Origin of the sequence: Methylobacillus glycogenes JCM 2850 (assembly GCF_000617925.1) — a bacterium.
Lineage (GTDB): Bacteria > Pseudomonadota > Gammaproteobacteria > Burkholderiales > Methylophilaceae > Methylobacillus > Methylobacillus glycogenes.
In genome coordinates, this window is sequence record NZ_BAMT01000001.1 from 622729 (window position 1) to 633358 (window position 10630).

11 protein-coding genes and 2 pseudogenes are annotated in these 10630 nt (G+C 52.9%); all 13 read left to right on the forward strand.

Translation table 11 applies throughout. The features are described 5' to 3' along the window. Positions 1-12: 12 nt before the first annotated feature. Positions 13-945 carry an ACP S-malonyltransferase gene (gene fabD / locus JCM2850_RS03020; RefSeq protein ID WP_025869724.1) on the forward strand — a complete coding sequence of 311 codons (933 nt, stop codon included), beginning with the start codon at positions 13-15 and terminating at the stop codon, positions 943-945. A 14-nt stretch (positions 946-959) separates the two neighbouring features. Continuing rightward, a complete protein-coding gene (gene fabG / locus JCM2850_RS03025; protein WP_025869725.1) occupies positions 960-1694 on the forward strand; it encodes a 3-oxoacyl-ACP reductase FabG in 735 nt (244 codons plus the stop codon). 115 nt (positions 1695-1809) lie between these two features. Next, positions 1810-2046: an acyl carrier protein gene (gene acpP, locus JCM2850_RS03030; protein ID WP_025869726.1), complete on the forward strand. Its 237-nt coding sequence runs from the start codon at positions 1810-1812 to the stop codon at positions 2044-2046. A 42-nt stretch (positions 2047-2088) separates the two neighbouring features. Then, positions 2089-3320 (forward strand): annotated as a pseudogene (gene fabF, locus JCM2850_RS16710) (beta-ketoacyl-ACP synthase II). 335 nt (positions 3321-3655) lie between these two features. After that, positions 3656-4471 (forward strand): aminodeoxychorismate lyase, encoded by an 816-nt coding sequence (gene pabC / locus JCM2850_RS03040; RefSeq protein WP_025869727.1) that lies wholly within the window; start codon positions 3656-3658, stop codon positions 4469-4471. Position 4472: 1 nt separating this feature from the next. Then, entirely contained in the window at positions 4473-5477 is a 1005-nt protein-coding gene (gene mltG, locus JCM2850_RS03045) for an endolytic transglycosylase MltG (RefSeq protein ID WP_025869728.1), read from the forward strand. After that, positions 5467-6074, forward strand: a pseudogene (gene tmk, locus JCM2850_RS16715) (dTMP kinase). Before mltG ends, tmk begins: the two are co-directional and overlap by 11 nt. Then, on the forward strand, positions 6071-7066 hold the full coding sequence (holB, locus tag JCM2850_RS03055; RefSeq protein WP_025869729.1) for a DNA polymerase III subunit delta': 996 nt from the start codon (positions 6071-6073) through the stop codon (positions 7064-7066). The pseudogene tmk and the gene holB overlap by 4 nt, the downstream one beginning before the upstream one ends. A gap of 30 nt (positions 7067-7096) precedes the next feature. Continuing rightward, positions 7097-7462 (forward strand): PilZ domain-containing protein, encoded by a 366-nt coding sequence (locus JCM2850_RS03060; RefSeq protein ID WP_025869730.1) that lies wholly within the window; start codon positions 7097-7099, stop codon positions 7460-7462. A gap of 46 nt (positions 7463-7508) precedes the next feature. After that, positions 7509-8285, forward strand: coding sequence for a TatD family hydrolase (locus JCM2850_RS03065; RefSeq protein WP_025869731.1), 777 nt, complete (start codon positions 7509-7511; stop codon positions 8283-8285). Continuing rightward, positions 8276-9046 carry an MBL fold metallo-hydrolase gene (locus tag JCM2850_RS03070; RefSeq protein ID WP_025869732.1) on the forward strand — a complete coding sequence of 257 codons (771 nt, stop codon included), beginning with the start codon at positions 8276-8278 and terminating at the stop codon, positions 9044-9046. Before JCM2850_RS03065 ends, JCM2850_RS03070 begins: the two co-directional genes overlap by 10 nt. A gap of 54 nt (positions 9047-9100) precedes the next feature. Continuing rightward, entirely contained in the window at positions 9101-9475 is a 375-nt protein-coding gene (locus JCM2850_RS03075) for a hypothetical protein (RefSeq protein ID WP_025869733.1), read from the forward strand. Between the two features lie 205 nt (positions 9476-9680). Further along, positions 9681-10625 carry a M14 family metallopeptidase gene (locus JCM2850_RS03080; RefSeq protein WP_025869734.1) on the forward strand — a complete coding sequence of 315 codons (945 nt, stop codon included), beginning with the start codon at positions 9681-9683 and terminating at the stop codon, positions 10623-10625. The last annotated feature ends 5 nt before the right edge of the window (positions 10626-10630 follow it).

Genomic DNA, 10630 nt, shown 5'->3' on the forward strand with positions numbered 1-10630 from the left:
TATAAAGAAGACATGATGAAATTTGCTTTTTTCTTCCCCGGTCAAGGCTCTCAGTCTGTAGGCATGATGCAAGGTTTTGGTGATCTTGCTGTCATCAAAGACACGTTTGTTGAGGCGTCCGACGCCCTGGGCGTGGATTTCTGGCGCATGGCGACCGAAGCCAATGAAGTGCTGAACCTCACTACCAATACCCAGCCGCTGATGCTGGCTGCTGGCGTGGCAACTTGGCGTGCGTGGCAAGCCCAGGGCGGCGCTGTGCCCAGCTTGCTGGCAGGGCATAGCTTGGGTGAATACACAGCCCTGGTGGCTGCAGGTGTGATTAGTTATGAGGCAGCATTACCTCTGGTGCGCTTCCGTGCCGAAGTCATGCAGCGCGCAGTGGGTGAGGGCGTTGGTGCCATGGCGGCAGTGTTGGGTCTGGATGACGATGCCGTACGCGCTGCCTGTGTAGAGGCTGCCCAGGGTGAAGTGCTTGAAGCCGTTAACCTGAATTCCCCTGGTCAGGTGGTGATCGCTGGTAACAAGGCTGCGGTTGAGCGCGGCATAGAAGTGGCTAAAGCCAAGGGTGCCAAGCGCGCCTTGTTGCTGCCTGTCAGCGTGCCATCGCATTGCGCACTGATGAAGCCAGCCGCCAATGAATTACAAGATTATCTCAAGGATGTCAGCCTGGCAGAGGGCAATGTGCCCGTGCTGCACAACGCTGATGTCGCGGCTTATAGCAATGCCGAACAAGTCAAGGATGCGCTGGTGCGTCAGCTTTATAGCCCGGTGCGCTGGGTTGAGACCGTGCAGGCTGTGCATGCGGCTGGCATTAGCGCCAGTGCGGAATGTGGTCCGGGCAAGGTATTGGCTGGTCTGGTCAAGCGCACAGTGGCCGAATTGCCATGTATCGCACTGATCAATCAAGAAGCGCTCGCAGAAGCTCAAGCGCAGTTCAATCAGTAAAAGAGGAGACGCTTATGTATGAAGGACAAGTAGCCCTGGTCACTGGCGCAAGTCGTGGCATAGGTGCCGCCATTGCCCTGGCTTTGGCCAAGCAAGGTGCCAAAGTGGTAGGCACTGCCACTACAGAATCTGGCGCAGCGCAGATTACCACCGCCCTTGAGGCACATGGTGGTCTGGGTCTGGCTTTGGATGTCAATGATGCGGCACAGGTTGAGTCCGTGCTCAAGCAGATTGCCGAAAAATTCGGCGATGTTAGCATTCTGGTCAACAATGCCGGGATTACGCGCGATACCTTGCTCATGCGCATGAAGGATGCCGATTGGGATGCAGTGATTGCTACCAATCTGACTTCAGTTTTCCGCATGTCACAAGCCGTGCTGCGCCCCATGATGAAAGCGCGCTTTGGTCGCATCATCAATATTTCATCGGTAGTGGGTCACATGGGTAACCCAGGCCAGGCTAACTATGCCGCTGCCAAGGCGGGCATGGCAGGCTTTACGCGCTCACTGGCAGCTGAGGTTGGCAGCCGTGGCATTACCGTCAACTGTATCGCCCCAGGCTTTATCGATACCGACATGACACGTGAATTGCCGGAAAACGTGAAGGAAGAACTGATCAAGCGCGTGCCACTGGCTCGCTTTGGTGATGTGGAAGATATCGCGGCTGCCGTAACATTTTTCGCTTCACCCTCAGCAGCTTATATCACAGGCGAAACCCTGCATGTGAATGGTGGCATGTATATGGCCTAATGGCCGCAGCAAGGCTGTTCTGGCCGTTAGCATTCAGTTTTTGAATTCCTAGCGACTTTTGATAGAATAGCCCCAGCTTTTTTAAGCGACTTAAACTTTAAAAGGAATATTTTAGATGTCTGACATCGAACAACGCGTTAAAAAGATCGTTTCCGAACAACTGGGTGCCAATGAAGCTGACGTTAAGCACGAGTCCTCTTTTGTTGACGATCTGGGTGCTGATTCTCTCGACACCGTAGAATTGGTCATGGCGCTGGAAGAAGAATTTGACTGTGAAATTCCTGACGAAGAAGCCGAAAAAATCACTACAGTTCAGCAAGCGATTGACTACGTCAACGCCAACCTGAAGTAAGCTTTTCCTCAATATTGATTTCTTATTTTTCTTGGAGTTGCCTTGTCCAAGCGTAGGGTAGTTGTAACTGGTCTAGGCGTGGTTTCACCCGTAGGTATCGGTGTTGAAACAGCTGGGCCAACCTTGTTGCCGGCAAGTCCGGTATCACCAATATCACCAAGTTCGATGCCTCGCCATTTGCTTCGCAAATCGCTGGTGAGGTTAAAGAGTTTGACGTGTCGCAGTTTCTTCCCGCCAAGGATGCCCGTCGTATGGATACCTTTATCCAGTACGGCATGGCAGCTGCTATTGAGGCGGTGAAGGATTCCGGCATTGTGGTCACTGAAGAAAACGCCGAGCGTATTGGCGTTTCCATTGGTTCTGGTATTGGTGGTCTGCAACTGATCGAGGATACAGACACGGTTTATCACGAGTACGGTCCACGCAAGATCAATCCATTCTTCATCCCAGGCACCATCATCAACATGATCTCGGGTAACTTGTCCATCCTGTATGGCTTCAAGGGACCGAATGTGGCGATAGTGACTGCTTGTACCACAGGTACGCATTCCATCGGTGATGCTGCACGCATGATCGAATATGGCGATGCAGACGTGATGGTGGCAGGCGGTGCTGAGGCTCCCATCACCAAGTTGGGGGTAGGGGGCTTTGCTGCTGCCCGGGCATTGTCTACACGCAATGATGATCCTGCTACCGCAAGCCGTCCTTGGGATAAAGACCGCGATGGCTTTGTGATTGGTGAAGGTGCTGGTGTTCTGGTGCTGGAAGAGTATGAGTCAGCCAAAAAGCGCGGTGCCAAGATTTATGCCGAGCTGGTTGGTTATGGCATGAGTGCCGATGCTTACCATATGACCGCCCCTAATATGGATGGTCCGCGTCGTTCCATGCGTAACGCCCTCAATAATGCGGGTGTTAACGTGGATCAAGTGCAGTTCGTCAATGCTCATGGCACTTCAACACCTCTGGGTGATGCCAATGAAACCAATGCCATCAAGGCTGCGTTTGGTGATCATGCCAAGAACCTGGTGGTGAATTCCACCAAGTCCATGACTGGGCACTTGCTTGGTGGTGCAGGCGGTCTGGAGTCATTGTTTACAGTGCTCTCCATCCATCATCAGGTTTCGCCACCAACCATCAATATCTTCAATCAAGATCCAGAGTGTGATCTGGATTTCTGTGCTAACGAAGCACGTGATATGAAAATTGATGTTGCTGTCAAAAACAACTTTGGTTTCGGCGGCACCAACGGTAGCCTGGTCTTCCGCAAAATTTAATCTAGCCCTAGCTAGGTGAAATCCTGAAGGCGTGTGCACTAAAACTAAGTGCACACGCCTTTTATGCACAGATTTGGTGACTGTGACATTTTTAAGTCACTTTCAGCCCTTGATTTAAAACGTGTTTTATAAGTGATTGAAAATTAATTAATTTTTATATTGCTCAAAAACAAGGCGATTCCAGCTTATTCCAGTGTTTACGGTGGTTTACGCCATCTTTCCTGCGTCAATCCACAAAACTATCCACAGCTTCTGTGGGTAAGACAAGTCCTACAGCTTTATAAGCCTCCCACTATGCTTTAGGATGGCAGGCATTCTTCATTTACCCCAGCCCCATGAGCTCATCACCTCTTACCTTGATCAACGGCCAGCCAAGTAATGCAATATCTGTCATGGACAGAGGTTTTGCTTATGGAGACGGTGTTTTTCGCACCATCAAGGTATTGAATGGCGTGCCGCTGAATTGGGATAGGCATTTTGCAAAACTGCTTGATGACTGCGGCAGACTAAAGCTGGATTGCCCTGATGCCAATGTGTGGCAACAAGATATTGCCCAATTGTTTGCTGATGCAGGCGACGGTGTTGCCAAATTGATGCTCACACGCGGTATTGCTGAGCGTGGTTATGCTGTTGGTCTATCGCCAGTGACGCGGGTCAGCCTGCGCAGCAATTTGCCCATTTACCCAGCAGGTCACGCAGAGCAGGGCATACAAGTGCATCTATGCCAGACACGCCTGGCACATCAACCATTGCTGGCGGGTATCAAACATCTCAACCGTCTGGAAAATGTGCTGGCACGTATGGAGTGGCAAGACGCGGATATCAGTGAAGGCGTGATGCTAGATCAGCAAGGTTTGGTAATCGAGGGCGTAATGAGCAATATCCTGCTGCGATCCGGTAAAATCCTCAGCACGCCAGATTTACAGCAGTGTGGTGTTGCTGGCGTTACCCGCCAACAGATATTGTCACTGGCACCACGTCTAGGTTTACAGACTCGGGTAGCGGATATTGCACTGGATGAGTTGATGCAGGCAGATGAGGTATTGATGTGCAACAGCCTCTATGGTGTGTGGCAGGTAGTAAACTTCAATGGGCGTCGTTGGGTCAGCCAAGACCTGGCGGCGAAATTAAGGCAACTTTTGCAAGGCTAGCATGCGTTTTCTGAAGTATCTGTTTTTATTGCTGACATTATTGGTGATCTCCTTTGCGGCTTGGATGGCGTACTTTGTCACCACACCGCTGCAGTTTCCCAGCGAGACAGTTGCGTTTGAGCTGCGAGCCGGTAGCAGCCTGAGAAGTATTTCCCAGCAACTGGTGGATCAAGGCATGTTGCAAGAGCCATGGAGCTTTATTGTGCTGGTGCGCGCCATGCGTATGGCTGGCGGCATCAAAGCCGGGAATTACCTGCTTGAATCCGGCCAGACGCCTTATCAGCTGTTTATCAACCTCAGCAATGGCAATGTCAGCCAGGACAGCATTACCTTCATTGAAGGCTGGACCTTCGCGCAGATGCGTCAGGCGCTTAATAACCACGAATCGGTACGCCACCTGACCATGGCCTATACCGATGAAGAAATCATGCGCAATATAGGCGCTGCTGGCACCTTGCCTGAAGGCATGTTTTTCCCGGATACCTATTACTTCAGTCGCGGCATGAGTGATCAAGATATCTTGAAGCGCGCCTACACTGCATTACAGAACCGTATGGAAGCCGCATGGCAGCAGCGCAATCCTGCCGTGCCCTATACTTCATCCTACGAAGCCTTGATCATGGCCTCCATTGTGGAAAAAGAAACGGGCAAGGCCAGCGAACGGCCTCTGATCGCTGGCGTATTCCTCAACCGCATGCGTATGGGTATGCGCCTGCAGACAGACCCCACCGTGATTTATGGCATGGGCGAAAGCTTTGATGGCAATCTGCGTAAGCGTGACCTGATCAAAGATACGCCATTCAATACCTATACACGCTCAGGCCTGCCACCAACGCCAATCGCGATGGCAGGCATGGCAGCGATTAATGCGGCCCTGCATCCCATGCAGACCGATGCCGTTTATTTTGTTGGCAAGGGTGATGGCAGCCATCATTTTTCCCGCACCCTGACCGAGCATAACCGTGCTGTGGTGCGTTATCAGTTAAGGGGCGGTAATGCGCGGTAAGTTTATAACGCTGGAAGGTATGGATGGTGCGGGCAAGAGTTCGCATATCGCCGCCATCCTGGAAACCTTGCAGGACAAAGGCGTAGAAGTTGTAGCACGCGTGAGCCTGGCGGCACCAGCCTGGGTGAGCGGCTACGTGAATTGCTTTTGCATGAAGCCATGCATGCTGAAACCGAAACCTTGTTAATGTTTGCAGCCAGGCGTGAGCATATTGCCCAGGTCATTGCCCCGGCATTAGCGCGTGGTGCCTGGGTGGTTTCAGATCGCTTCACTGATGCTTCCTTTGCCTATCAGTGCGGTGGCCGTGGTGTAGATCAGACCAAAATGGAGCAGCTTGAGCACTGGGTGCAGCAGGGCTTACAGCCTGATTTAACCTTGCTGTTTGATGTGCCAGTAGAAGTCAGCGTAGCCAGATTGGCCGCCGCGCGTACCCCAGACAAATTCGAGCGTGAAAGTGCAGAGTTCTTCCACAAAATACGCGAGGGTTATTTGTCTCGCGCCAAGGCTCATCCAACACGCTTCCGCATTATTGATGGCAATCGCCCACTGGAAACGGTGAGGGCGGAAGTGATTGCCCTATTGCAGGCACTTGCATGAGCGAGCGCTATCCCTGGCATGCCCCTAGCTGGCAGCGTCTGCAGCAGACACGGCAGCGCCGACATCACGCATTGCTGCTGAAAGGCAAGGCGGGCACAGGCAAGTTGGATTTTGCCGTCACCCTGGCCCAGTCACTGCTCTGCCATGAGCCTGTAGCGGATGGCTATGCCTGTGGCCAATGTGCCAGTTGTGGCTGGTTTGAGCAAAATAGCCACCCAGATTTCCGCCTGCTGACCCCTGAGCAAGAAACGCCGGACGAAAATACCAGCAGCAAAAAACCAGCACGCAAGAGCACACAGATATCCGTGGCGCAGGTGCGCGAGCTTGGCGGCTTTCTTGAGCTTTCCAGCCATCAGAATGAAGGCTTGCGCGTGGTGGTGATTCACCCTGCGGATGCACTCAATCAAACCTCGGCCAATGCCTTGCTTAAAATGCTGGAAGAGCCGCCACCTGGCGTCATGTTTATTCTGGTGACCAGTCATCCGCAACGCTTGCTAGCCACCATCATCAGCCGCTGCCAACAGGTGGAAATGCCTGCGCCCAGCACCGAGCAGGCACTCTCATGGCTAGCGCAGCAGCAACTTGCAGACGCTGAGCAATGGCTGGCCTATACGGGTGGCTCGCCCTTGCAAGCAAGAGAGGCGGCCAGTGCAGGCGGTATGCAGGCATTGCCAACGCGTTTGGCACAAGGGCAGAAGCTGGATCCTTTCCAGGCCGCCAGTGAGTTTGCGGCTTTAGGTATGGAAGAAGTGATGACAGCGCTGCAAAAATGGATTTACGACCTGCTGGCAGTCAGGCTAGAGGTGCAGCCACGCTACCACTTACGGCAGCAAGTGGCTTTGCAAGCCCTGGGCAAGAGCGTAGACTTGAGCGCGTTGTTGACGTTCCAGCGCCAGGTGGATGATGCACGGCGTTCTGCCACCCATCCCCTCAATCATGAGCTGCAACTTGAAACGCTGATGCTGCAATACAGCAAGCTATTTCCCGGATAATCTGACGCCAGCGAGCAGGAAAACCGCACCATGCAGGATACTACTGATCTCCCCCAAGGCCCGAAACCTAGTGTCATGTCACTTGCCATCAAGGAAAAAGCGGCTTTGTATGCGGCCTATATGCCTTTTATCAAAGGCGGAGGCCTGTTTGTCCCGACTAATAAGCCATTCAATGTGGGCGATGAAGTGTTTATGCTGATCAGCCTGCTTGATGACCCCACTAAACTCAAGGTCGCTGGGCGCGTGGTCTGGATCACCCCGGTAGCACATGGCAATCGCCCACAGGGAGTAGGGGTGCAGCTCAGCGACAAGGACGGCGGGGTAGAAGCCAAGAACAAGATTGAAGCCTTGCTGGGCAATGCCCTCAAATCGCAACGTCCAACGCATACCATGTGAGACTGCAGTCTCACTTTCTCTAACTCCAGAACAGAATTGAAGTTTTATGCTGGTCGATTCCCATTGTCATCTCAACTTTCCTGAATTTCGCAACAATATGCCCGCGCTACGTGCTGCCATGCAGAGCGAGGGCGTGGGCCACGCCTTGTGTATTTCGGTAACCTTGCCAGATTTTCCTGAAGTATTGGCGGTGGCAGAAGCCCATGACAATTTCTTTGCCTCGGTCGGCGTACACCCGGATTACGAAGATGAGCCTGAGTATAGCGATGAACATTTGTTGGCTCTGGCCGCGCATCCCAAGGTCGTCGCCATAGGCGAGACTGGTCTGGATTATTTCCGCTTGCAGGGTGATCTTGAATGGCAGCGTGAACGCTTCCGTAGACATATCCGTGTTGCCAGGCAGGCCAACAAACCCTTGGTGATCCATACCCGCAACGCCGCCGAAGATACGCTGCGCATCATGCGTGAAGAGCATGCTGATGAAGTGGGCGGCGTCATGCACTGCTTCACTGAAAGCCTGCAAGTGGCACAAGCGGCCATAGAGCTTGGCTTCTATATCTCGTTCTCGGGCATTCTCACCTTCAAGAACGCGCTGTCCATCAAAGAAGTGGCCAAGGCAATACCCTTGGATCGTATCCTGGTGGAAACCGATTCCCCTTACCTGGCCCCTGTGCCTTACCGTGGCAAAACCAATCAGCCCGCCTATGTGCGCTATGTGGCGGAAGAGCTCGCTAATTTGCGTGGTATCAGCTATCAGGAAGTTGAGCAGGCCACCACCGCCAATTTCTTCCGTCTGTTCAAGGATGCGCGCCCATGCGCCTGACCATGCTGGGGGTGGGCTCCAGCGCTGGCACGCCAGTGATAGGCTGCCAGTGTAGCACTTGTAACTCCCCAGATCCCCGCAACCATCGCACCCGGTGTTCCTCAATACTGACGCTGGATAATGGCCGCAATATCCTCATTGATACCGGGCCTGATCTCAGACAACAAGCCTTGCGGGAAAAGATAAATCAAGTGGATGCCGTGCTTTACACCCATACCCACGCTGACCACCTGCACGGCATTGATGATCTGCGCGCTTTCTGCCAACGCCAGCGTACCCAGATTCCCCTCTACGGCAGGCCTGATGCCATGGAGCATATAGTTGCCAAATTTGGCTATGCCATCCGTGAACCTAGCGATTACTGGGATTTACCTATACTGAGCGTCAACCCGGTACAGCAGCCATTTGAACTGTTTGGCGCAACGATCACGCCTATCCCCATTCTGCACGGCCGTTTGGAGATGTATGGCTACCGTCTGGGCAAGCTGGCTTACCTGACCGACGCTTCGGCTATTCCTGATAGCTCCTTGCCTTTGCTTGAAGACCTGGATGTCTTGCTGCTGGACTGCCTGCGCTACACCCCGCACTACACCCATTTCAGCCTGGAACAAAGCCTGGAACATGCCGAAAAAATCGGTGCCAAGCAGACCTATCTTATTCATATGACGCACGAGATGGAGTATCAAGCCGTGAGCAAAATGCTGCCACCTAATGTGCATGTAGGGTATGATGGCCTTCAGCTAGATATAGCTGAATCTTAATGACAAGAGCCTGTCACAGGCTTGGTAAACCTTGAGGAAGAAGGAGTAGCAGTAATGGTGTTGCACAAGAAATTCTGGCTGGTTATCGGCGCCTTGTTGGCCTGTGTTGCGTTTACTGCCCCAGTGGCAGCCGAGTCCAAGAAAACCACTTATACCGAAGATGAGTTCTTGCGAACCTTTGGCAATAAAACCCGTGAGGCAGTGGCCAAGCAGCTTGGTCAACCCTTGAAGAAAGAGCAGTCCGTCAAGCCCAGCAATGCATCCAATGTCATTGGCCGTCCGACTGAAAAACAGGGTAAGCCTGACGAAGTGGAAATGTGGTACTACAAGGACTTGGTGAAATACGATCCCAAGCGTACCTACAAAACCATAGAACTGACTTTTGTGAATGATAAGTGCGTCAATATTGCATTCTTCAATAATCGTTAAGTCATTATTCAGTATTGAATCAAAGCCGGGATTCCCGGCTTTTTATTTGCCTGAAACATTGTGGTGGCTCCTGATATAGCAGCGCTGCAACTCATTAATCCAATTTGCCATACCAGCTTATCTGAGCCGTCAGCAAGCAAGCGCCAAGCGCCTGTCAGGGCAACTCTGGTTTGCATAAAGCAGGGCTAAGCGGTAATAATCCAGCATGGGCTATCAGTTTCAATCAATCAATTTCACAGGGGCTGCACCAGGCAAACGCCTGATCGTGCTCGGCGGTGTTCATGGCAACGAGGCTTGTGGTACCGAGGCGATTCAGCGAGTCATCGCCGAATTGCAACAAGGTCAACTGACCATCCGCCAGGGTAGCGTAACCTTTGTCCCGGTTTGCAACCCCAAGGCGCGGCAGTTGCAGCAACGTTGTGGTGATCGCAACCTTAACCGCAAACTGTTCCCCACGGCCACACCTGTCGAGTTTGAGGATCATGTGGCCAACTGGCTATGCCCCTTGCTGGCCCAGCATGAAGTCCTGCTGGATCTGCATTCATTCCATACCGCAGGTGCACCTTTTGCCATGCTGGGCCCCAAGAACAACCAAGGCCAGCTAGAACCTTTTACCCATGATGCCGAGGAAGAATCTCTAGCGCGGCATCTAGGCGTTTCACTGTTTGTTGATGGCTGGCTGGATACCTATGCCGCTGGCGTCAGGCGCAGACAGTCAGCAATAGGCACAACAGCGCAGCATGATGTTGCCTTTGGCGTAGGCACAACCGAATACATGCGTAGCCAGGGTGGTTATGGCCTGACGCTGGAGTGCGGCCAGCATGATGATGCGGCTGCGCCTGAGGTGGCGTATCGCGCCATACTCAATACCTTAGCCTGGCTGGGCTTGATTGATGACTATGCGCCAGCAGCGGTTAGCGAGCGTCAAACCCTGCGTTTGTTCTCGGTGGTCGATAGGCTCAGTGCCGGGGATCAACTAGCGCAGGAATGGCAAAGTTTCCAGCAGCTAGCGCCAGGCACACTGATTGGCACGCGCGCCGATGGCAGCGAGCTACGCACGGAAGAACTGGCCTATATCGTTTTCCCCAATCCAGGCGCAGAGCCGGGCAGTGAATGGTTTTACCTCGCGCGCCCTGTGGAGCGAGTCTAAAAACC

Bases quoted from the DNA above. Each gene is read 5' to 3' on its own strand.
- JCM2850_RS03060 (WP_025869730.1), top strand. From the start codon at position 7,097: ATGCAGGATACTACTGATCTCCCCCAAGGCCCGAAACCTAGTGTCATG.
- fabD (WP_025869724.1), top strand. From the start codon at position 13: ATGATGAAATTTGCTTTTTTCTTCCCCGGTCAAGGCTCTCAGTCTGTA.
- JCM2850_RS03065 (WP_025869731.1), top strand. From the start codon at position 7,509: ATGCTGGTCGATTCCCATTGTCATCTCAACTTTCCTGAATTTCGCAAC.
- acpP (WP_025869726.1), top strand. From the start codon at position 1,810: ATGTCTGACATCGAACAACGCGTTAAAAAGATCGTTTCCGAACAACTG.
- pabC (WP_025869727.1), top strand. From the start codon at position 3,656: ATGAGCTCATCACCTCTTACCTTGATCAACGGCCAGCCAAGTAATGCA.
- holB (WP_025869729.1), top strand. From the start codon at position 6,071: ATGAGCGAGCGCTATCCCTGGCATGCCCCTAGCTGGCAGCGTCTGCAG.
- JCM2850_RS03075 (WP_025869733.1), top strand. From the start codon at position 9,101: ATGGTGTTGCACAAGAAATTCTGGCTGGTTATCGGCGCCTTGTTGGCC.
- JCM2850_RS03070 (WP_025869732.1), top strand. From the start codon at position 8,276: ATGCGCCTGACCATGCTGGGGGTGGGCTCCAGCGCTGGCACGCCAGTG.
- mltG (WP_025869728.1), top strand. From the start codon at position 4,473: ATGCGTTTTCTGAAGTATCTGTTTTTATTGCTGACATTATTGGTGATC.
- JCM2850_RS03080 (WP_025869734.1), top strand. From the start codon at position 9,681: ATGGGCTATCAGTTTCAATCAATCAATTTCACAGGGGCTGCACCAGGC.
- fabG (WP_025869725.1), top strand. From the start codon at position 960: ATGTATGAAGGACAAGTAGCCCTGGTCACTGGCGCAAGTCGTGGCATA.